The sequence below is a fragment of the Acinetobacter calcoaceticus genome (assembly GCF_051947995.1).
Classification (GTDB): Bacteria; Pseudomonadota; Gammaproteobacteria; order Pseudomonadales; family Moraxellaceae; genus Acinetobacter.
Window position 1 is genome coordinate 468,595 of sequence record NZ_JBLVVH010000001.1, and the last position, 21,329, is coordinate 489,923.

Genomic DNA, 21,329 nt, shown 5'->3' on the forward strand with positions numbered 1-21,329 from the left:
CCGACTTACAGCACAATGCCCGGTGATAATTTTGAAGGTAAAGTAACGCTATCACTTTCCAGTGATGCCATTGGCCATGCACTATAGTCTGCTGCATAGAAGGCACTGGCACGGTGATTACCTGATGCGCCCACCCCACCAAATGGTGCAGCGCTTGACGCACCTGTTAATGGCTTGTTCCAGTTCACAATCCCTGCCCGCGCTTCAATCAATACACGATCAAATAAATCACGGTCAGGTGAAACCAGACCCACGGCCAAACCAAAGCGGGTATTATTGGCAATATTTAAGGCTTCATCAAAGCCGTGATAACGATAAATCGTGGTCAATGGACCAAAGTATTCATCATCAGGGATATCGGTCACTTGGGTAAGGTCTAAAATACCCGCCGTAAGCAATGAACTGTCTGCTTGTGGACGCGTCATTTCCAGCAATGGTTTTGCCCCCAAAGCAATCAGTTTGCTTTGTGCTGCCAACATCTGTTCCGCGGCATGTGCAGAAATCACCCCGCCCATAAAGGGTTGCGGTTCCGCATTCCAGCTTCCTACGACTAAGTTCTTCGCGACTTCAACAAAACGTTGAATGAAAGCATCACCATTGGCACCCTGTTTAACAATAATGCGGCGTGCACAGGTACAACGTTGTCCCGCAGAAACGAAAGCAGACTGGATAGCTAAATTCACCACCGCATCAATATCGGTTGCTTCATCAATGATCAGGGCATTATTGCCGCCCATTTCCAAGGCAAGGATTTTTTCAGGCGCACCTGCCATTTGTTTATGCAAGTGATAACCGGTATTGGCACTGCCTGTGAACAGTAAACCGTCAATCTGCTCAGCCGCAGCGAGTGCTTCACCTGTGCTGCGTCCACCTTGCACGATGTTCAGCACACCTTTGGGTAAACCGGCCTGTTGCCATAATTTTGCAGTTTCTTCCGCAGTCCAAGGCGTGAGTTCACTTGGCTTAAATACCACGGTATTACCTGCAATCAATGCTGGAACAATATGACCATTCGGTAAGTGACCCGGGAAATTATAGGGACCAAATACAGCCAGAACACCATGAGGACGATGACGTAACGACGCCACGCCATCTGGCATTTCAGTTTCGCTAAACCCTGTACGTTGATGATAAGCACGAATTGAAATCGCTACTTTACCGATCATCGACTGTACTTCAGTCAAGGTTTCCCATAATGGTTTACTGGTTTCCTGACTAATCACTTCAGCCAACTGGGTTTTATTTTGCTCCAACAAACCCGCAAAGCGCTCAATGATGGCGATACGCTGTTCTAAGGCTAAGCGTGCCCAAGCTGGAAATGCCTGACGTGCGGCATGGCATGCCTGTTCAACATCAGCCTGACTGGCTTCATGCCCCGACCAAATTTGCTGATTGCTGACCGGATTGGTTTTTTGAAATGCGCTTCCTTGTCCTTGTACCCAAGCACCATCAATTAATAATGCACCTTGTGACATTAGTTGTTCTCCATTTTTTCTAATGCTAAAACCCGTACTTCATCGTGTTCAGCAATATTCAGTGCCTGTGCTTGTGCTGCGGTTAAATGCAAAGTCTCGCTATCATCGACTTTGTTATTGATCAGCAGCACGGCGTAATCTTTATATTGGTCATTGGCCACCAGGAAATGCGTCTCGGTACTTTCGACCTGCTCAGTGAGTCTGACTTTAAGCAACCGACTTTCTTTCACCGCCCGTAACTCGGCCGTATTGGCTTCCAGTGTTGGTCCGGCATCAAAAATATCGACATGACCCTGATATTTAAGACCTTCAGATATCAACACTTTGGCTGCTGGCAACGTATGGGGATGCACTTCTGCAATCACCTCACGTGCCTCTGAAGACAGCAAGTCCACATAAACTGGAAATCTCGGCATCAACTCTGCAATAAAGGCTTTTTGCCCGACACCGCTGAGATAATCCGCTGCGGCAAAATCCATATTGAAAAATAGATAACCGAGTGAATCCCAAAAGGGTGACCGTCCATTCTGGTCGGAAAAACCCCGCATTTCTGCAATCAGTCGCTCTTCAAAAAAAGAACGGAAGGCTGCAATAAACAGAAAACGGACCTTGGATAGAAATTTACCGTTCTGGTTTTTACGATATTCAGGATCAAGGAATAAGGTACAGAGTTCACTGCAACCCGTATGGTCATTACTTAAAAACAAGGTATCCAGGGTCTTATACACATTTAAGGCTTTAGACGCATGCACCTGTTTTGCCACACGGAAGTTGTAGAAGGGTTCATTGAGCCCGACTGCAACTTCAATTGCACTTACACCCACAATTTTGCGAATGCTGGTGTCTTCCAGTACAAACAGATAACTTGCCTCACACTTTTCGGTCAGACCCGCTAAAGTACGCGTGGTGCGTGTAATACGTTCAGCCAGAATGTCTCTATTTTGTGGTAAGGAAGTCAGGCCAATGCCCGACTCCCCCGCTCGTTGCGCTAAACGATAAATATCATCTAAGTCCCGATGCGCTGCATGTCTAACAATCATCATGGTTAGATGCTCACAGTAGACTTAGAGGCGTGCTAATGCACGAACAAAACGGTTTAGACCTTCATCAATATCCTGTTGAGGAATGATCAATGATGGTGTGAAACGAACCACATCAGCCCCTGCAACCAAAGCCAATAAGCCTTCTTCACCCGCTAAGGTCACAATATTTTTGGCTTTACCGGCATGTTCATCTTTTAGCACGCAGCCAATTAATAGACCTTGACCGCGAATCTCTTTGAACAGGCCATATTGCGCATTGATTTTATTTAAGGCCTCCATGAAATATTGATGACGTTGTTTTACGCCGTCTAACACTTCTGGTGTATTGATAAATTCAAATACCGCACCTGCCACGGCACAGGCCAATGGATTGCCGCCATAGGTAGTACCGTGATCACCCACTGCATACATGTTGGCATAATGATCTGTGGTGATCATGGCACCAATCGGGAAACCACCGCCCAATGCTTTTGCTGTGGTCAAAATGTCAGGCGTTACGCCCGTATTCATATAAGCATAAAGCGAACCGGTACGGCCAACACCTGTTTGGACTTCATCAAAAATCAGTACCGCACCTTTTTCATCACATAGCGCGCGTAAGCCTTTCAGGAATTCGATATCTGCTGGCAGCACACCGCCTTCACCCTGAATCGGTTCAACAATCACGGCACAGGTATTCTCAGTGATCGCGGCTTTGGCTGCTTCAAGGTCATTAAATGCCGTATGTTCAATGCCACCTGGTAATGGTGCAAAGTCTTGAGAATATTTTGGCTGACCACCCGCCGTGACCGTAAATAAAGTACGACCGTGGAAGGCGTTTTTAAACGCAACAATCTGGTTCTTGTTTGCATTGCCGCTGAGCAAACCGACTTTACGTGCCAGTTTTAACGCCGCTTCATTGGCTTCTGCACCTGAATTACAGAAAAAGACTTTGTCGGCAAAGGTACTGTCAACCAGTTGCTTTGCAAGGCGTAATACCGGCTCGTTGGTATAACCATTGCCAATATGCCACAACTTTTGCGCTTGTTCAGTTAGGGCATTGACTGCCACAGGATGTGCATGACCCAAAGCGTTTACCGCGATCCCGCCTGCGAAATCAATATACTCTTTATCGTTTTGATCCCAAAGACGAGAACCTTCACCACGTACTAAAATGAAATTTGCCGGGGCAAAAACTGGCACCATCCAATCATTAAAATTGCTACGTGTAATTGCGACTTCGCTCATTTTATTTACTCACTTCCTGTTTTAATCTTCAGGCCTGTTGAATGCTCAACAAGCCCTTTACGCTTATTGTTTGAGGGACTGATTAGCCCGGGAAAATCCCGCGTTCTTTACGTGCTTTCAGAATACGTTCACACGCCAGAATATAAGCTGCGGTACGCAAGCTGCATTCTTTCTGTGCTGCGGTATTCCAGACATCTGCAATCGCCTGAATCATCAATTTGTCCAGACGTTCATTGATCTCGTCTTCGCTCCAGAAGTAGCTCGCCATATCCTGAACCCATTCAAAATAACTGACGGTTACACCACCCGCGTTGCAGATTACATCTGGAACAACGGTAATATTACGGCTCACGAAAACATCATCCGCTTCTGGATAAGTCGGACCATTGGCGCCTTCAAGTACGATTTTGGCTTTGAGTTTTTGTGCACGTTCAACCGTGATCTGGCCTTCCAGTGCTGCTGGAATCAGAATATCCATATCAACTGTCCAGAATTCTTCATCCGAAATCACAGTTGAATCGGCAAAGCCTTTCACGCCGCCCGTTTCCACCACATGTTTTTGTAGTGCTTTCACATCCAGACCTTCTGCATTGAAGATGGTGCCGGTATGGTCTTGTACGGTCACAATTTTTGCGCCGGCATGGCTGAACAGATAAGCCGCTTCATTACCCACGTTACCAAAGCCCTGTACAGCCACTTTACTGCCTTCGACTGGTAATTTGATGCGTTCTGCCACCTGCATACCAGTTACGAATACACCGCGGCCTGTGGCACGAACACGGCCCAGCGAACCACCTAAGTGAACTGGTTTTCCTGTAACCACACCTGTAACCGTATGGCCTTTGATACTTGAATAAGTGTCCATCATCCAGCCCATAATGTTGGCATTGGTGCCGACATCTGGCGCAGGAATATCAATTTGTGGTCCGATAATTGGACTGATTTCGCTGGTAAAACGACGGGTTAAACGCTCAAGTTCACGTGTCGACAATTCTTTTGGATTTACACGGATACCGCCTTTCGCCCCACCGAATGGCAGATTCAATACGGCAGTTTTAATGGTCATCCATGCAGACAATGCCATAACTTCATTCAATTCAACATCTTGGTGATAACGAATACCGCCTTTACCCGGGCCACGCGACAAATTGTGCTGTACACGATAGCCTTCAAAATGACGGATCGAACCATCGTCCATCACGATTGGAACATCAACAATCAAGGTACGTTTTGGGGTTTTCAGTGTGTTGATAAAGTTGCTGAGGTCGGCATCCAGATAAGGGGCTACCCGATCAACTTGAGTGAGAAAGGTTTGCCAAGCACTACCGTTTTGAGCCGCATATGATAAAGACATCATCTATTCCTTAATTAATCAATTGTCCCTGTTATTCACAGATTCCCTTTTTTCAGGGCGTCCTACCCCATCCTCCCTAATCGGCATTGTGCTTCTTTTCACTGAATCAAAAATGCTTGGGGTTTTGTATAAGATTATTATTAAGAATCAAATTGATTCACAAAATTCGTTATAATGATTAAAATGAATTATTTTTTATCAATTTGCTAATAGTAAATATCAAAATGAACAATATCGATCATATTATATTAGGATTACTCAAAGACAATGCACGGATGTCCATTACCGATCTGGCGGCCAAAACACGGGTGTCACGCGCAACCGTACAGAAACGAATTGAATATATGGAATCGACTGGTGTCATTACCGGTTACACGGTGCGCTTCCGCCCCAGTGCAGAGAAGAATATCATTCGGGCATGGATGAATATTATGGTGGAAGGGACCAAAGCCCAAGCCGTGATCCGCGAATTGCGTCTCGAATCTGCGGTAGAACGGCTGCATACCACCAATGGAAAGTGGGATATTCTGGTCGAGTTACAATCCGACAGTCTGGAAAATTTTGATAAGGCTTTGGAGCGAATCCGAAATATTTCAGGTATTTACAACAGTGAAACCAGTATTCTACTGTCGACCTATAAAACCTGATCAAATCAAAAGTCAAAGATTGCAGACATCAATAAGGGCGCATAATCGAAATGATCATGCGCCCTTTAAAAAATCACTTATCGCTTAAGCAGTGACGCGACGATAACTGCGATATTCCGGTGTCCAGAAATTATCATCAATGACTGTTTTCAACACATCATTACTCATCGGAACGGCCAAGCCATCCGCCATCGCTGCTTTTGCAACTTTAAAGGCAATAAACTTGGATACTTGCTGAATATCATTAATATTCGGCAATAAGTCCGCTGCCGGGTTTTTCAGGCGCGGCGAACAATCTGCCAAAGCCGTGCTAGCAGCCATCAGCATAGCGTCACTGATATGCGTTGCGCCACATGCGATGACACCCAGACCAATTCCCGGGAAGATATAGGAATTATTACATTGTGCAATGCTATAGGCCTTGCCCTGATAATAAACAGGCGCAAATGGACTACCTGTAGCAACAATCGCTGCGCCATCTGTCCATTCGATAATATCTTTAGGTTGTGCTTCCACTTGTGAGGTCGGGTTCGATAGTGGCAGAACGATCGGATGTTTATAGTATTTCGCTAAGGTTTTAATCACTTCTTCACTGAACAAACCCGCCTGACCAGAAACACCAATCAGGATACTTGGTTTGGCATTTTTCACCACATCCAGTAAACCGACATATTCACCGGTATATTCCCAGTCACTGATGGCACTGGTTGGTGTTGCCAGTTTTTGCTGGAAATCGAGTAAATTTGGCTGTTGGTCGGTCATCAGGCCAAAACGATCCACCATAAAGATACGTGAACGTGCTTCATGATCACTGAGCCCTTCATCCATCATTTGACGAACGATCTGCTCTGCGATACCGCAACCTGCCGAACCCGCACCAACAAAAGTAATGGTTTGGTCTTTAAGCTGCTTGCCTTGTGAACGAGAAGCCGCAATCAGGGTTGCCGCTGTTACAGCCGCCGTGCCTTGAATATCGTCATTAAAACAGCAAATCTTGTCTCGATACTGGGTTAATAAAGGCATCGCATTCATTTGCGCAAAGTCTTCAAACTGAATCAGCACATCTGGCCAACGCTGGCGCACCGCAGTAATAATCTGCTCAACGAACTCATAGTATTGCTCACCCCGGATACGTGGTTGTTTCCAACCCATATAGATTGGATCATTCAGCAATTCTTCGTTGTTGGTTCCGACATCAATGGTAATCGGCAAGGTATAGGCAGGACTGATCCCCCCACATGCGGTATACAGTGATAATTTACCGATGGGAATCCCCATACCGCCAATGCCCTGATCGCCTAGGCCCAGAATGCGTTCGCCGTCGGTAATCACGATGACTTTGACATTTTTCTTATTCACGTTGTGAATAATCTGGTCAATGTACTGACGTTCTGGATAGGAAATGAAGATACCACGGTGACGGCGATAAATATCCGAGAAACGTTGACAGGCTTCCCCTACCGTTGGGGTATAGATAATCGGTAGCATTTCATCTAAATGCTGACTCAATAAACGATAGAACAGGGTTTCATTGGTGTCTTGGATATTTCGTAAATAAATATGCTTATTCAGGTCACTGTCAAATGAAAGGTACTGTTGATAAGAGCGTTGGGTTTGCTCTTCAATGTTTTCAATATTGTATGGAACGAGACCATGTAAATTAAAATTTTCTCTTTCTTCTTCAGAGAAAGCAGAGCCTTTATTTAACAGCGGAAGTTCTAAAAGAGCATTCCCAGCATAGGGAATATATAAAGGTTTTTTGATTTTACTCGGGTTCGCAGGCATACCTTACTCTTGAGATTATCCGTCAAATATATAAAATTTCGTTGCTTAAATTCTTATGCAAAAAGAATTTTGGCGAAGTGAATAATTTACACTAATCCGCCCTCGAAACCGAATAATCTGACGGTATGTAAAGTGGCTAAACATTTATTAAATAAATAGTAGCACCTATTTTGGATCGTTTTCTGAACAATCACGTAACATTTTGAATTATTTTTCTTCTAAGTCGACCATAGAATTGTTGTGAAATCGTTTTAACTAGGATGATGTGCAACTTTCTTCTGACTTAAATCTCTGAAAGCTTAGCTGATCTGTAAATCTGTTGTTTTAATTATAGAGTCTTAGTTAGTGAAAGCTATGTACTGTTATGCAAATGGCATGAGCATCCTTCGTAACCCTCAAAGTATTTAAAAGCATACCATATGGGACAATATCTCCCTATCTCTTGCAAATAAAGTTCAGTTTTATATGCTTTTAAGTGAAAGCATTCCTCAAAATCAATTTCACTTCCCCCGGAAACGAATAGACAGTTAAAATATAAAGGCTCTGTATTATATGAAAAAATTAGGCGTTATTCTTCTTTTTACTTTCTTCGTCTCAGCTTGTTCAGAAAAGATACCTGAGGTTAATGATGAAAACTGTAAACGTGAAAACATTGCAAAGATCAAGGATGATTTCGCCCGAGCAAATTTCAGCGACAAATGTTTTAGTCATCCGAAACCACAACATACTAACCGTGATAAAGGTTACTAGATAATAAAGAATATTAATTGCGTTTTATAAGTCCACATAAGAACTTTCGAAAATCAAAAATTTAATATGATGCTAATGTAATAGTCCGTATTGTAGAGAGTCTGGATTAAGCTGGAGCGGCATAAAAGAGCGTTCTTTAAATCTTCTTTTATGCCAGTCCCAACAACAAAGTCACCTGATTCCAATTAGATATCAGTTTCACTTTAATCCATATCATCCCGACTTTTAAGCCCGTTTTTTCTTGGATTTCTTGCTAAAGAAACTCAATGCATGTGAGTAATGGCTCGGGGTAATCCGCTGGATCAGATCAATGATTTTGGCATCATTTCCAATCAGTACCCGTGCCTTATCCGCTTGCACAGCCTCAAGAATGATTCGAGCAGCTTGTTCAGGTGGTGTTTTCAATACTTTGTTAAAGGCTTGACTGGCTTTAGCAGGATTCATGCCCAAAGCCCGAATGCTGTCACTCATACGTGCACTATTGGCAATATTGGTGCGGATTCCGCCAGGATGTACACAGGTTGAGCTCACCCCATTCTGTTGCAGTTTTAATTCTTGGCGTAATGACTCGGTAAAACCACGAACCGCAAATTTAGTTGCATTATAGGCACTTTGGGTCGGTTGAGCCGTCAAACCGAATAGGCTGGAAATATTCACAATGTGCCCTTCGCCACTTTGCTTTAAATAAGGCAGAAATTCTTTGGTACCATAAACCACACCCCAAAAGTTAATTTTTAAGATCCAGTCCAGTTCCTCATACTCCATCCCTTCGACGGTACTCGCCAGTGCTACACCGGCATTATTAAAAATCAGGTTGATCTTGCCGTGTGTCTTAAAACTCTGTTCTGCCCATTCACGGACTGCGTCCTGATCAGAAACATCGAGTTGGGTCAGGGTGACATTGACAGGATATTGCTGTAACAAGGCCTTGGTCTCTTGCAGTCCCTGTTCATTGACATCACTCAAAGCCAAATGGGCGCCTTGCTGTGCCAGTAAAACGGCAAGTTGTCGACCAATCCCTGACCCTGCACCGGTAATGGCTGCGACTTTCTGTTTAAAATTTTTCATGGCTAGACTCTAGATGAAGTAGATAAAAATGGGCTGCGTTTTGTCTAAACATGGCATACATTGCCTGTTCACCATAGGGACGAAGTATCTGGATATAGGCCTGAACCAACTCACTGAGTGTTGCATTGACTTTATCCATCGGGAAATTAGACGCATACATAATGCGGTTGACGCCAAAGACCTGAACGGCATGTTGAATCATCGGTGTCAGTAAATTGACGATTTCAGCAGCTGTCGCAGTGCGTTTGTGTTGATAGAAGCGATGTCCTAATACCGGCATCATCAAGCCTGAAATTTTGGCATAGACATTTTTCTGTTCAGCCAGCATGGCTATGTCTTGCTGCCACTGTTTAAAAATGACCTCACGCTGCGATGCTGTAATTCCCGTTTTCTTACCCACGGCCCCAAACAAGCCAGCGGGTGTCGCCAGATGATCGACCACAATCCGGGTGTCAGGAAATTGTTTCGCCAGACTGGTGATTTCTGCTAACTGTGTGGAATATCCCCATGCATCAAAAGATAGATCCATGTTAGCCAGTTGTTCAAAACCTTTTAAGAATTTCTTGTCACGATAAAGATGCGGCCGATCACACCATCGATAAATCCCACTATCCTCATGCCAGGCCGCCATTTTACGAATGCCCCGAAATAGTGGACTGGCCTGCTGATGGGCTTTAAGAATGTCTTTGAATTTTCGGTCTCGTGGATCAGCCGCGGCAACGATAGCACCCAGCTTTAAACCGTGACGATTAAACTCTAATTGCTTGATCCAGTGAGTTTCTTCCACCACACCAAAGCCTTTCTGATGATGCCAGTTCGCTTCGACATGCACTACGCTCTCTACAGGAAATAAAGCACTATCCTGTTGATAATGCGCGGGTAAATAAGGATTCAGTGCGTATCGGGTTATCCCTAAAGTCTCTAATAAAGGCTTGGGTTTGACCAAACGCACTACGCGATCCATAACAGCGGGATATTTGCCTAAAGTTTTTACCAATACAGCAGCAGAATGCGGTGTGTGATAAGGGTCCCATTGATGAATATGCGGATCAATGATCGAAAAGCCTAATTCTTCCATGCGTTCACTCGATATCATTATTTTTAAAAATGGCGATGCTTTATCTAACTTATCCTATTTGATCACTGTAGCCTACCGAACAAGTCAGTATGAATAAAATGATTTATTTCAATATAACATTATGAATGTGATTCATTTATTTTTTACTGCATCCTTTCTAAAAATATAAATTTATGAAGAATTACAATAAATTAAATCATTTTATTATCTAGTTCTATTGTCGATACACGACCGGATAAAAAATCTAAAAATAACTCATGCATTATCAATCTGTTAATTTTTCAAGGGCATATCTTTCTAGCAAGTTCTTGTAAATGATTCCTATTTAAATATACTGGGCACGCTTTTATCGCTGTATTGGCCAACATTGTCATTCAATTGAAAGCCGTTTCTCTCCAGTCTCTACCCGCTTTTCGGTATCGCTCAGGTATTCTTATGTCTGCATTCTCTCCGCGTAAAAATCTCATCACGATTGAAATTTTAAAGTATAGCGGTTCATTGCTTCTGTCTTGTCTTCCTGTGCTGAGTTGGGCAGACATAACAACGCCACAAATCACGCAGCTAGACACCATCAAAGTACAAGCGGAATCCAGCTCAAGCTATATCGGAACACAAACCGCATCGACCTTAAGAGGTAAGCACAACAATCTAGAGACGCCTCAAACGGTCAATGTGGTTTCCAAACAATATGTCAAAGATTATCTGCCTGCGAATCTGGATAATGCACTGACCCAAGTCAGCGGTATTACCCAAGGCAACACCTTGGGCGGCACCCAAGATACAGTCATGAAACGTGGTTTTGGTGACAACCGTGATGGTTCAATTACGGTGAATGGCATGCCAATTGTACAAGGTCGTACCATGAATGCGGCAGTTGAACAGGTTGAAGTGTTAAAAGGCCCTGCTTCACTCCTTTATGGCATTATGGACCCAGGCGGTGTGGTCAATGTAATAACTAAAAAACCTGAAATGACCCAAAAAACCGAAATGGCCATCTATGGTTCAAGCTTTGCTGCGGGTAAAAATGGTGTGGGTGCAAGTCTGGATACTACGGGCGCAATCAATGACAGTAACTTTGCCTATCGTTTTATTGTCGATCATTCAGATGCAGACTATTGGCGTAATTTTGGTAATCTCAAACAGACTTTAATTGCGCCATCAGTGGCATGGGATAATGGTCAGACCAAAGTCAATCTCAGCTATCAATATCGTCATTTTGATGTCCCTTTTGATCGCTCCACCATTTTTGACCCCAACACTAAAAAAGCGTTGCCGATCTCAAAATACCAGCGTCTGGATGAAGCCTTTAACCAGATGAAAGGTGAAGATCATCTGACACAATTGCTGGTTGATCATCAAATGAATGACACTTGGTCAGCTCATTTCGGCTATACCTATAACTACGAAACCTATGATGCCAACCAGTTACGCGTCACCTCGTTAGATAGCAAAAATCATACGGTGAAACGTCGTACCGATGCGACCTTAAATGCAAAAAGCATCGATAGTAATGCCCAAGCCTATCTCAATGGTTCAACCAATTTGTTTGGTTTAAAGCATGATATTCAAATCGGTTCAGATATTGAATACCGTAAATATTTCCGTCCTGATATGGTTCGTGGCAATACCTCAACCCTCGACTATTTAAATCCGGATTTTGGTGCGGTGGAAGCATCGCGTAATATCGTTGCATCTGATAGTGATCAAACCGATAAATTGCATACCTATGGTTTTTATCTGCAAGATGCGATCCATTTAAATGAACAATGGATTGCCGTGCTCGGTGGACGTTACCTGAACTATCAACAAACTGCTGGCCGCGGTAGACCGTTTAAGGAAAATACCAACACCAATGATGATGCCTGGCTACCGCATGCAGGCTTGGTCTATCAATGGAATGACCAGCTTTCACTCTATGGCAGCTATACCGAGTCACTTAAACCGAACTCCTCGATTGCACCTTTAGGGGGCAATGCCGTGATTGACTCGGATGTCCAACCGGAACAGGCAAAATCTTATGAAGTTGGTGCAAAATACGAATTCAATGACCGTATTAAGGCCAATTTTGCGCTGTACGATATTAAAAAGCGTAATGTGCTTGCCAAAATCACCAACCCATCAAGCAAAGAAGTAGAGCTGCATACCACAGGTGCAGTCCGTTCCAAAGGCGTTGAATTAGATTTAACTGGACGTCTAACCGATCAACTCGATGCAACCCTGACCTATGCCTATACCGATGCCAAAGTCACTGAAGATGAAACTGGTCTGCAAGGTAACCGCTTAAATAATGTAGCACGAGATACCGCATCTCTGGCATTGGCTTATAACTATGGCGAACTCTACAATGGTCATTTACGTTTGGGCTTGAGCGGTAATTATGTCGGTAAACGTGCCGGAGACTCAGAGAATACCTTTGACCTGCCTGAATATGCCCTGGCCAATGCCTTTATCAGCTATGACACCACCATTGCCAAACAGGCAGTGAACTTCCAGTTTAATTTAAATAATATCTTTGATAAAACCTACTATACGGCCAGCGTTAATAATCTGGCAGTATCACAAGGTGACGCTCGCCAAGCACTATTACGTGCCACCTTTAAATTCTAATTATGGAATCAAGGCAGTGATGGGTTCACTGCCCTTGTTTGAGATCAAGATGAAAACGTTTCTTTCTATCATTATGTTGCTTGGCATGCTATTGAGCTCTGCTGTGTATGCTCAAACCCGAATTGCGCTGATCTCACAACTGAACAGTGCGTCAGCGAGTACCGATATCGCCATTCAGAAATACTTGCAAAGCAAAGGCTACCACGTTGAAATGCTGGATCAATCGGTTTCGCCAAGCAAGTTAAACCAGCCTGATCTGGTCCTCCTTTCTTCAACGGTTGCGTCCAAAAATTTAAAAACAGGCTGGCGCCAACTCCCGATTCCACTGATGACTTGGGAAAATGATTATCTCGATGATCTGGCCATGACCGGCAAGAGGATTGATACCGATTTTGGTGAAGTCGAAAAAGAACGTTACTTGTGGCTGGTCAATGCACCGCATCCCCTCTCTGCGCATCTTCCTGCGGGAACCCGCAACGTTTATCAAGCACAGGCACCCATGAGCTGGGGCAAGCCGGGATTAGGCGCGACCATTATTGCAACGATTTATGGGCAACCTGAAAAAGTGGCCATCTGGGGCTACGAAAAAGGTGCAACCATGGACTATGAATCGCTGGCACCAGCAAAACGGCTGATGTTCTTTCTCAATAATGAGACATTTACCAATCTTTCAGAAGATGGCCTCAAACTGTTTGATGCCTCCATTCAGTGGTTACTCAGCAGCTAACATCCTAATCTGTATCTCAATCAACGGATGCATTTCAACGTGTATCCGTTTACATGCACACCCATGTGGCTTCTCTGATGCACCAAGCTATTTACTGACTCATAGTTGCCTTAAAGTTTTTAGGTGCACAACCAAAACTTTGGGTAAAGGCCCGACTAAAAGCGGCTTGAGATGAATAACCGACGGATTCAGCAACTTGTGCAATATTTTGATCTGTTTCCTTAAGCAACCGGCTGGCCAATTTCATACGCCAATTTTTTAAATATGTCATCGGCGGTACGCCCACCGATTCAACAAATTTTTTGGAAAAGCCGGATCTGGACTGTTTAGTAAGTTGGGCAAGCGAATTTACATCCCATTCATACGCAGGTTGTGTATGTAGCAAAGACAAAGCCTTGCTCATCATCGGATCACGTAATGCAGAAATCCAGCCTTTATGCTCCATGTTGTCCTTCGCCAACCAAAAGCGTATCGACCAAACCAGCAGTAAATCGATAATTCGAGACAACATCACTCGGCTACCCAGTGTCGGATGTTCAAGTTCCAGCTGAATTGCCATAACTGTCATCGGGATCCATTCTGCAACTTTTTCAGCTTCATGAGCGGAAGGCACATGGATATAACTCGGCAATCCTTCACTGATTGCCTCACCATAAATGCCATTCAACCGGAAAATACAGCTTATCACAGCAGCAGTTGCTGTCTGTCCCTTACACACCTCGAACGAATGTTCCAACTTGGCAGGCAACACGAGAATATCACCGGGCTGCAACATCAGGCTGACTGGTAGCCGTTTGATTGTAAATAGACAGCTTGCCTGCTGAATAATATGGATATAGGCATATTGAGCGGGAAAACACAGCTTTTTGGGTGCCGAAAGCTGTTCCACACCATAGATTTCACCCGAGATATCAGCAAAACGATAAATATCAAAGAAGATATCGGTTAACGTCTGCTTATCTTGCTCATCACGCATTTTGTGCTTTTGTCCTTAAAAGTGTTTCTGCAAAAACATTGGCGTTTCAGTTATTGTGAAAGCCTAACAAAACGTCAATAATCTTTTGAGAAGATCTGGTTAGTATAAAAAACACTCACCCACCTACCTCTTTATACTGTAAATCTTCCCCTATTAAATACAGAAAATTCAATACAATAGAATTTATTCAGGAGATAAATATGAGTACTCAACCTACTATTATTCTCGTACATGGTTTTTGGGGCGGTGCCGCCCATTGGACAAAAGTGATTAACGAATTGTCCCATCAAGGCTATAAGTCCTTACGTGCCGTCGAACTCCCCTTAACCTCACTCGCAGATGACGTGGAACGAACTCAGAAAATGATTGCCCAAGTTGATGGAGATGTCCTGTTGGTGGGCCATTCTTACGGCGGAGCAGTCATTACCGAAGCTGGCAATCATCCGAATGTCGTGGGTTTAGTGTACATAGCTGCCTTTGCACCCGATCAAAATGAAAGTCCCGGCGCAATTACTCAACAACATTTACCTGTTGCAGCGCCAAATCTAGAACCCGATAGTGATGGTTATCTCTGGTTAAAAGTAGATAAATTTCACGAAAGTTTCTGTCAGGACCTCAGTCAAGATGAAGGCTTTGCTATGGGCGTGACTCAAAAAGCCCCTTTGGCCAGTACTTTTGGCGATAACATTACGCAGCCTGCCTGGAAAACCAAACCATCATGGTATCAAATCTCAACCCAAGACCGCATGATCAGTCCAGAGAACCAAGCTGTCATGTCTGATCGTATCCATCCCCAAAAAGTCATTTCTTTAAACGCAAGTCACGCATCATTGGCTTCACAACCCAAAGAAGTGACGGCCTTAATTATAGAAGCTGTGAAATTCTTAACTCAGTAAAGATTGAGGCCTTTAGGGAGTAATATGCCCTAAAGAGCCTTCTTCATTACTCTGAACGTCAACAGCATACTCGCTTCACGGCTTATAACAGATATTCCCAGATCACATAGCCAATACCAAAACCCAAAAAGGCATATAGTGTAATAATGAAGAATACAAAACTGGCATTATTCTTTTTTTTCAAAAAACTCATGATGTCACCTTTGGCTTTGCTCAACTCATACTGTTATAGTGCAGGAAGGTACAGAACAAAAAAAGACACAGAGTTTTCTAAAAAAAATATAACAGATGAGCTTAAAAACTCGAGACTGTTATGGAAACAGCCCTGAATAGATTTAAAGGATGCGCCATAACCTCATCTTTTATACATTCAGGACTGCTTCAATCTATGCTTACACGATTCAATCATAAGTTGCGGAGATGAGGATTTTCCAGCGGCAGGTCATCGACTAAATGCTCATCAAAAATATCCGTCAACATACTGTCATAACGTTTGGCATTGTAGTCTAAAAGTGACTCCGCCTCAGCAGTGCTGATAAATCCTGTCTCGATTGCATTGGCAATATGCGCTTCAAAGGTGAGACCACTGAACTGATCTTTGGATTCTGCTTTTTTAAACTTGTTCCACAACGGTTGCAGTTGCAATAAGCTTTGGAATGTCGATTCCATCCGTCCCATTACATCATTGGCATCCGTGTTGTAATAGACATGTTGCTTCAACTGATCCCGGAACGCATGCTCTTGCATGATTAATGCAGCAACCTCCTGTTTCAATTGATCCGATGGTGCTGCAATTGGTCGGCCAAATGGGAAGCAAAGCAATTTCACCATACAGGCGGCAAGCGGCATCGGGAAATTTTCATAGAAGCCAAAGAAAGCTTCTTGCACCTGATACAAGGCTTTATTCAGGGCCAATTCGGCATGTTTTCTTTCTGCTTCGGTGCGTTGACCCTGTTCATAATATTTCAGGATTGCCGTCGCAATAAATAAATGCGCATGAATATCGGCCAAACGTCCGGACAGCATTTCTTTGCGTTTTAGATCACCCGCCAGAATTCCCAGTGCCATATCCGCTGTTAAAGCAAAGTCGGCACTAAAACGGTTGATTTTACTGTAATAGGCTTTTGAAAAATCATCGGCCTGTTTAGAGCCCTCATCTGAACCACCTGTAATGGAAAATGCCAGTGCTTTGGCTGCGCGATTGAAGGTATAGGCCAGATGTTTAAACAATAATGGTGAAAATTCCTTAAAAGCAGCGGCTTTATCTTCAGCCTGTAACAGCTGCAATTCTTCAAACAGATAAGGATGGCAACGCATTGAGCCCTGACCGAAAATCATCAGAGAACGGGTCAGAATATTGGCGCCCTCTACGGTAATGGCAACGGGAATGGATTGATAAGTCAGGGCAAGGAAGTTACGTGGGCCTAACTGAATTGCCCGTCCACCCACCACGTCCATGCCATGATTGACCACTTTACGCATGGTTTCGGTGGCATAGTATTTGGCCATGGCGGTCATCACTGCTGGGGTTCCGCCTTGGTTCAAACCACAGGTCACCAGATAACGGAATGATTCCAGCATATAAGCATCACTGGCGATATCACTGGTCGCCTCTTGTACCCCTTCAAAATGCCCAACCGAAATTTTAAACTGTTGACGGACACTGGCAAATGCACCCACCAGCAGATAACTCATTTCTCCCGCTGCGGTTGCCAAAGCAGGCAATGAAATACCCCGCCCCACACCCAGACATTCCATCAGCATCCGCCAGCCTTTACCTGCATTTTGCTGACCGCCAATAATCCAGTCCAAAGGAATAAATACATCACGACCTTCAACCGTACCATTCATAAATGGCGCACCCGGATTATGACGGGGCCCGATCTGAATGCCTTCATGGTCAGCCGGAATCAAGGCACAGGTAATGCCATATTCCACTTTAGTTTTATCGCCCAGCAAACCTTCCGGATCATATAACTTAAAAGCCAGACCAATCACGGTCGCAATCGGGGCCAAGGTAATCCAGCGCTTGGAGAAATTCATTTTCAGGCCTAATACTTGTTGGCCTTGATATTGTCCATAACACACCACACCGGTATCCGGGATCGCACCAGCATCCGAACCCGCCTCAGGGCTGGTCAAGCCAAAGCAAGGGACTTCTGTACCATTGGCAAGCCCGGGTAAATAACGTTGTTTTTGCTCCTCTGTACCATAGTGTAGCAGTAACTCCCCTGGCCCAAGCGAATTGGGTACCATACAGCTCACCGCAGCAGTTAGTGAGCGGGAAGCAATCTTGCTCATAATGCGGCTTTGTGCAAAGGGGGTAAATTGCTTTCCACCAAATGATTTAGGAATAATCAGCCCCAAGAAACCATTGTCCTTAATAAACTGCCACACCTCTGGCGGCAGGTCCTTGTCCTGATGATGAATCTGCCATTCATCCAGCATTGAGCAAAGCTGTTGTACTTCATTCTCTAAAAAAGCCTGTTCTTCTGCCGATAACACGGGATAAGGATATTGATCAAACTTTTCCCAATCCGGCGCCCCCATAAACAGTTCTTTTTCCCACCAGCTGGTACCGGCATCCAACGCTTCTCTTTCCGTCGTACTCATACTCGGCATGGCATTAGACAACACTTTAAAAGCAGGTCGGCTAATCAAAGCCTCACGCAATGGCGTAATCAGCAGAATAATACTGGCGATAATAATAGGTACACCCAGTAACAGACTCCACGGCGTAATCAATACACTACACAGAATGGCAGTGACAATCGCCACCACACAGCCAATGCTTCGCGTGGCTTCAAAATAAAAGAGAGCCCAAATTACAAGCAGCTGAATCAGTAGACCAAGCAATATGAATAATACAATCATGTTTACTCCTTTGGCTCAGATCGGCATGAAGCAGAAATGAGAAATGCTGAGTGAATTTATAGTTAGGATAATTCTTTAATAAAATGATTATTTTTTATTCTACATATCGAATCTTTATTTGCTTGCTTAACTACTAAAATTTACATAAATTCATCGAGATGACACTCAATATTCTCCCCGTAACTTTAATGCATTCCCTTTTTTAGCCGAACAACAGCATTGAATTGATCCTGCCTGCCTTTCAGCCAGCATGGGTTAAAGCGCTGTAAAATTTGATCGTTCAGCCTGAGCCTTGTCGGCTTTAAATAAAAAAAGAGCAAACTTTGCTTTGCTCTTTTTTTAAAATGCAATGCCATCTCGCCTAAATCAGAAACAGCATTAACAATAGTATGAATAAGGCTGACACAATCACATTGGCCTGTAATAGCTTTTTAGGATGATAAGTCAATAACAGCCCCACGACCAAAGCAGCAAAGCTGATACAACCCAACCATTCGGATAAACCGATCGAAGCACCTTTTAAGTCAATTGCAGCTACAGCAGAAAGCAACAACATCCCCCAGCCTACAATTTCAAAACGTCGGCTGTTTCGAGCCGAGATCGGGGATATAAAAATATCACGTTGATGCTTACTCATCCCACATGCCAGACTCGATAATGCCACCACGGCAACACACCACAACATCAATGCTGTCATCCAGTATGCTCCTGTACCATTTGTACCTTAGGCTGTTTTTTCTGCTTAACCGGGAGACCTTGATAACGCTTTAATTTGTAATAAGAATAGATAAAAATCAGACCTAAAATAATGCAGACCAGATCAAAACTGGCGATCATCCATTGTCCATGATAGCTACTCATCCATAAGGCCTGCCCACCTGTAACGAAGTTCAGAATGGGGATAAACAGGAACATTGCGGCAGCCAAGGCCAGTTGCTCTAGCCACGCTGGACGGTGTGCCCGAACAGCAGCATGCATCAAGCACAATAACCAGACACTAAAGAACACATTAATTTCCAGCGGAGAACGCTCTGCCAATTGTGCCGGTATAACACGGTTGGCAAAAAAGTACGCCGCACAGGCAATCGGTAGCCCTGTAATCGCTGTAATATTCAGGACCTCAACCACACGATGGCCAAACGGTTTATAACCTAACTTTTGCACCTCTGGAATACGCTTCACCACCCACAAAATCAAACCGGAAGCGACCATCAGCGTGCCTAAGACACCCGATAAAAAGAGCAACCAGCGTAAGACCGAATCGACACCCCGTGCCATATGCAGCCATGTCACTAAGGTATAAATAGCTTTGGATGCCGAATTTACAGGCTTGGCTTCGTCGATCAGTTGCCCAGTCACCGCATTAAACTTGAGTGACGGTACGCTTTCCCGATCCAGCAAGGTCGTGGTATGGGTTGCATTAAATTGTACATCCGCTTTCACGGTATTCGGTTGATTCACCCGAACCGACGCAATCGGATTATCCCCCCAACCGTGTTGAACCTGCTGGCTTAATGCCACTAGGTTGACCATGGGTGCTGCTGCAAGCATGGGGGCGACTTGTTCAGTCTCGCCACCACGGCCCCCACCTCGATTGCCACGTCCTTCTTCAACTGCCTGTTTCTGCTTTTGCTCTGCCAGTAAACGTACCTGTTCAGGAGTTTGAGCAACGGGTTCATTTAAAATCTGATAAAAATTTCGAACATTGCCATAGTGCGTGTTCATTGCCCATGGCATAAACAGATGCATTAATAGTAATAAACCGCTAAAGGTAATCATGAGATGAAATGGCAAGGCAAACACGGCCGTTGCATTGTGCGCATCCAGCCATGAACGCTGAACTTTGGCTGGACGGAAAGTAAAGAAATCCTTGAAGATTTTTTTATGGGTAATAATGCCACTGATAATCGCAACAAACATGAACAAGGTTGCAATACCAACAATCCAGCGCCCCCAGATGCGTGGCATACCATATAGTTCAAAATGAAAGCGATAAAGGAAACTACCACCACGGGTTTCTCTGGCTTTAATTTCTTGCCCCGTTTGTGCATCTAGATAAATTTCGCCCCCACGGCGGCGTCCCTCACCTGGCTTGCGGATATTCAGCATAATGGCGGGTTGGCGTTCATTGGCAAAACGGATATTCCAGCTCTCGGCAGCGTGTCCTTTCTGATTTAAATAGTGCAAGGCATAAGTTAATTGTTGTTGCTGCGAAGTTGTATTTACTGATTGATGCAATTCCGGTTTCATCCAGACTGTAATTTCATTTTGAAAGAAACTGAGTGTCCCTGTCAGAAAAACAGCATAGAGCAACCACCCCAGTAAAAGACTGGTCCAGGTATGTAACCATGACATCGATTGGCGCGGGCCTTCATTCTTACCATCAACACGCATGCCCTTACCCTTTTAACAAGCCATACATCAATGTCATGATCAGGCTAGGAATAATCACACCTAACCAGACTTTCAGGGTCGATTTGACCATAAATATCCAGATAAACAGGATGCAATGCACCACAAAAGCCAGCATGGTTGCACTAAAAACCGCATTCGCTCTGGAAGGCTCAGATGAAAATAAGAAACCGATCAACATTGCTGCAATTGCAGCAAAGTAATAACCCCCAACAATAGCCAATATAAAACGGGAAAAAATCATCAATCGATATTTAATCATTGATGCTTGCTCTACCTTCTTTTTAACCGCACTGGTGTTTGACACCAAGGACACAGATGCTTCAATCGTCATAAATAACACCAAGCAAAGTGACATCAGCCGACATAATGTTCACCTTTTATAGAACGATGAGAAAAATGGATGATTT

General features: G+C 44.0%; 18 protein-coding genes. 5 read left to right on the plus strand and 13 right to left on the minus strand.

All coding sequences use genetic code 11. The features are described 5' to 3' along the window. Positions 1–5: 5 nt before the first annotated feature. The 4 genes from astD to ACNQO6_RS02300 all read right to left on the minus strand — a co-directional run bounded on the left by astD (position 6) and on the right by ACNQO6_RS02300 (position 5,102). On the minus strand, positions 6–1,475 hold the full coding sequence (gene astD / locus ACNQO6_RS02285; protein ID WP_440207969.1) for a succinylglutamate-semialdehyde dehydrogenase: 1,470 nt from the start codon (positions 1,473–1,475) through the stop codon (positions 6–8). Then, a complete protein-coding gene (astA, locus tag ACNQO6_RS02290; protein WP_440207970.1) occupies positions 1,475–2,518 on the minus strand; it encodes an arginine N-succinyltransferase in 1,044 nt (347 codons plus the stop codon). The genes astD and astA overlap by 1 nt, the downstream gene beginning before the upstream one ends. A gap of 21 nt (positions 2,519–2,539) precedes the next feature. Further along, positions 2,540–3,745 carry an aspartate aminotransferase family protein gene (locus tag ACNQO6_RS02295; RefSeq protein WP_343580585.1) on the minus strand — a complete coding sequence of 402 codons (1,206 nt, stop codon included), beginning with the start codon at positions 3,743–3,745 and terminating at the stop codon, positions 2,540–2,542. Between the two features lie 82 nt (positions 3,746–3,827). Further along, the gene (locus ACNQO6_RS02300; protein WP_104021888.1) at positions 3,828–5,102 is read right to left on the minus strand and encodes a Glu/Leu/Phe/Val family dehydrogenase; all 1,275 of its coding nucleotides are present in this window, start codon (positions 5,100–5,102) and stop codon (positions 3,828–3,830) included. 221 nt (positions 5,103–5,323) lie between these two features. Here ACNQO6_RS02300 and ACNQO6_RS02305 point away from each other — a divergent pair, with 221 nt between their 5' ends. After that, on the plus strand, positions 5,324–5,746 hold the full coding sequence (locus ACNQO6_RS02305) for an Lrp/AsnC family transcriptional regulator (RefSeq protein ID WP_004771166.1): 423 nt from the start codon (positions 5,324–5,326) through the stop codon (positions 5,744–5,746). A gap of 84 nt (positions 5,747–5,830) precedes the next feature. On the opposite strand, the gene ACNQO6_RS02310 is transcribed toward ACNQO6_RS02305, so the two are convergent. Further along, on the minus strand, positions 5,831–7,531 hold the full coding sequence (locus ACNQO6_RS02310) for an NAD-dependent malic enzyme (protein ID WP_440207971.1): 1,701 nt from the start codon (positions 7,529–7,531) through the stop codon (positions 5,831–5,833). Positions 7,532–8,083: 552 nt separating this feature from the next. Between ACNQO6_RS02310 and trbK the strand changes: the two genes are divergently transcribed. Continuing rightward, entirely contained in the window at positions 8,084–8,281 is a 198-nt protein-coding gene (trbK, locus tag ACNQO6_RS02315) for an entry exclusion lipoprotein TrbK (protein ID WP_440207972.1), read from the plus strand. 225 nt (positions 8,282–8,506) lie between these two features. Here trbK and ACNQO6_RS02320 read toward each other — a convergent pair whose 3' ends face one another. Next, positions 8,507–9,349, minus strand: coding sequence for an SDR family NAD(P)-dependent oxidoreductase (locus tag ACNQO6_RS02320; protein ID WP_440207973.1), 843 nt, complete (start codon positions 9,347–9,349; stop codon positions 8,507–8,509). Further along, positions 9,336–10,427 carry an amidohydrolase family protein gene (locus ACNQO6_RS02325; RefSeq protein ID WP_440207974.1) on the minus strand — a complete coding sequence of 364 codons (1,092 nt, stop codon included), beginning with the start codon at positions 10,425–10,427 and terminating at the stop codon, positions 9,336–9,338. Before ACNQO6_RS02325 ends, ACNQO6_RS02320 begins: the two co-directional genes overlap by 14 nt. Positions 10,428–10,862: 435 nt before the next feature. Here ACNQO6_RS02325 and ACNQO6_RS02330 point away from each other — a divergent pair, with 435 nt between their 5' ends. Together ACNQO6_RS02330 and ACNQO6_RS02335 are read left to right on the plus strand one after the other, a co-directional pair. Then, positions 10,863–13,034 carry a TonB-dependent siderophore receptor gene (locus tag ACNQO6_RS02330; protein ID WP_440207975.1) on the plus strand — a complete coding sequence of 724 codons (2,172 nt, stop codon included), beginning with the start codon at positions 10,863–10,865 and terminating at the stop codon, positions 13,032–13,034. A 49-nt stretch (positions 13,035–13,083) separates the two neighbouring features. Further along, on the plus strand, positions 13,084–13,761 hold the full coding sequence (locus tag ACNQO6_RS02335) for a hypothetical protein (protein WP_440207976.1): 678 nt from the start codon (positions 13,084–13,086) through the stop codon (positions 13,759–13,761). A 91-nt stretch (positions 13,762–13,852) separates the two neighbouring features. Here ACNQO6_RS02335 and ACNQO6_RS02340 read toward each other — a convergent pair whose 3' ends face one another. Next, positions 13,853–14,737 (minus strand): AraC family transcriptional regulator, encoded by an 885-nt coding sequence (locus tag ACNQO6_RS02340; protein ID WP_440207977.1) that lies wholly within the window; start codon positions 14,735–14,737, stop codon positions 13,853–13,855. A gap of 200 nt (positions 14,738–14,937) precedes the next feature. Between ACNQO6_RS02340 and ACNQO6_RS02345 the strand changes: the two genes are divergently transcribed. Further along, the gene (locus tag ACNQO6_RS02345) at positions 14,938–15,633 is read left to right on the plus strand and encodes an alpha/beta hydrolase (protein ID WP_343579285.1); all 696 of its coding nucleotides are present in this window, start codon (positions 14,938–14,940) and stop codon (positions 15,631–15,633) included. 82 nt (positions 15,634–15,715) lie between these two features. On the opposite strand, the gene ACNQO6_RS02350 is transcribed toward ACNQO6_RS02345, so the two are convergent. From ACNQO6_RS02350 to ACNQO6_RS02370, 5 genes are all read right to left on the minus strand, one after another. Further along, positions 15,716–15,826 (minus strand): hypothetical protein, encoded by a 111-nt coding sequence (locus ACNQO6_RS02350; protein ID WP_005229212.1) that lies wholly within the window; start codon positions 15,824–15,826, stop codon positions 15,716–15,718. 212 nt (positions 15,827–16,038) lie between these two features. Beyond that, positions 16,039–18,507 carry an acyl-CoA dehydrogenase gene (locus ACNQO6_RS02355; RefSeq protein ID WP_440207978.1) on the minus strand — a complete coding sequence of 823 codons (2,469 nt, stop codon included), beginning with the start codon at positions 18,505–18,507 and terminating at the stop codon, positions 16,039–16,041. Positions 18,508–18,868: 361 nt separating this feature from the next. After that, entirely contained in the window at positions 18,869–19,204 is a 336-nt protein-coding gene (locus tag ACNQO6_RS02360) for a DUF3325 domain-containing protein (RefSeq protein ID WP_343579287.1), read from the minus strand. Beyond that, the gene (locus ACNQO6_RS02365) at positions 19,201–20,901 is read right to left on the minus strand and encodes a PepSY-associated TM helix domain-containing protein (RefSeq protein ID WP_440207979.1); all 1,701 of its coding nucleotides are present in this window, start codon (positions 20,899–20,901) and stop codon (positions 19,201–19,203) included. Before ACNQO6_RS02365 ends, ACNQO6_RS02360 begins: the two co-directional genes overlap by 4 nt. Positions 20,902–20,905: 4 nt before the next feature. Then, positions 20,906–21,253 carry an iron transporter gene (locus tag ACNQO6_RS02370; protein ID WP_343579289.1) on the minus strand — a complete coding sequence of 116 codons (348 nt, stop codon included), beginning with the start codon at positions 21,251–21,253 and terminating at the stop codon, positions 20,906–20,908. Positions 21,254–21,329 lie beyond the last annotated feature (76 nt).

Bases quoted from the DNA above. Each gene is read 5' to 3' on its own strand.
- ACNQO6_RS02360 (WP_343579287.1), bottom strand. From the start codon at position 19,204: ATGACAGCATTGATGTTGTGGTGTGTTGCCGTGGTGGCATTATCGAGT.
- ACNQO6_RS02350 (WP_005229212.1), bottom strand. From the start codon at position 15,826: ATGAGTTTTTTGAAAAAAAAGAATAATGCCAGTTTTGTATTCTTCATT.
- ACNQO6_RS02345 (WP_343579285.1), top strand. From the start codon at position 14,938: ATGAGTACTCAACCTACTATTATTCTCGTACATGGTTTTTGGGGCGGT.
- astD (WP_440207969.1), bottom strand. From the start codon at position 1,475: ATGTCACAAGGTGCATTATTAATTGATGGTGCTTGGGTACAAGGACAA.
- ACNQO6_RS02330 (WP_440207975.1), top strand. From the start codon at position 10,863: ATGTCTGCATTCTCTCCGCGTAAAAATCTCATCACGATTGAAATTTTA.
- ACNQO6_RS02355 (WP_440207978.1), bottom strand. From the start codon at position 18,507: ATGATTGTATTATTCATATTGCTTGGTCTACTGATTCAGCTGCTTGTA.
- ACNQO6_RS02325 (WP_440207974.1), bottom strand. From the start codon at position 10,427: ATGGAAGAATTAGGCTTTTCGATCATTGATCCGCATATTCATCAATGG.
- ACNQO6_RS02300 (WP_104021888.1), bottom strand. From the start codon at position 5,102: ATGATGTCTTTATCATATGCGGCTCAAAACGGTAGTGCTTGGCAAACC.
- trbK (WP_440207972.1), top strand. From the start codon at position 8,084: ATGAAAAAATTAGGCGTTATTCTTCTTTTTACTTTCTTCGTCTCAGCT.
- ACNQO6_RS02310 (WP_440207971.1), bottom strand. From the start codon at position 7,531: ATGCCTGCGAACCCGAGTAAAATCAAAAAACCTTTATATATTCCCTAT.
- ACNQO6_RS02320 (WP_440207973.1), bottom strand. From the start codon at position 9,349: ATGAAAAATTTTAAACAGAAAGTCGCAGCCATTACCGGTGCAGGGTCA.
- astA (WP_440207970.1), bottom strand. From the start codon at position 2,518: ATGATGATTGTTAGACATGCAGCGCATCGGGACTTAGATGATATTTAT.
- ACNQO6_RS02335 (WP_440207976.1), top strand. From the start codon at position 13,084: ATGAAAACGTTTCTTTCTATCATTATGTTGCTTGGCATGCTATTGAGC.
- ACNQO6_RS02340 (WP_440207977.1), bottom strand. From the start codon at position 14,737: ATGCGTGATGAGCAAGATAAGCAGACGTTAACCGATATCTTCTTTGAT.
- ACNQO6_RS02305 (WP_004771166.1), top strand. From the start codon at position 5,324: ATGAACAATATCGATCATATTATATTAGGATTACTCAAAGACAATGCA.
- ACNQO6_RS02295 (WP_343580585.1), bottom strand. From the start codon at position 3,745: ATGAGCGAAGTCGCAATTACACGTAGCAATTTTAATGATTGGATGGTG.
- ACNQO6_RS02370 (WP_343579289.1), bottom strand. From the start codon at position 21,253: ATGACGATTGAAGCATCTGTGTCCTTGGTGTCAAACACCAGTGCGGTT.
- ACNQO6_RS02365 (WP_440207979.1), bottom strand. From the start codon at position 20,901: ATGCGTGTTGATGGTAAGAATGAAGGCCCGCGCCAATCGATGTCATGG.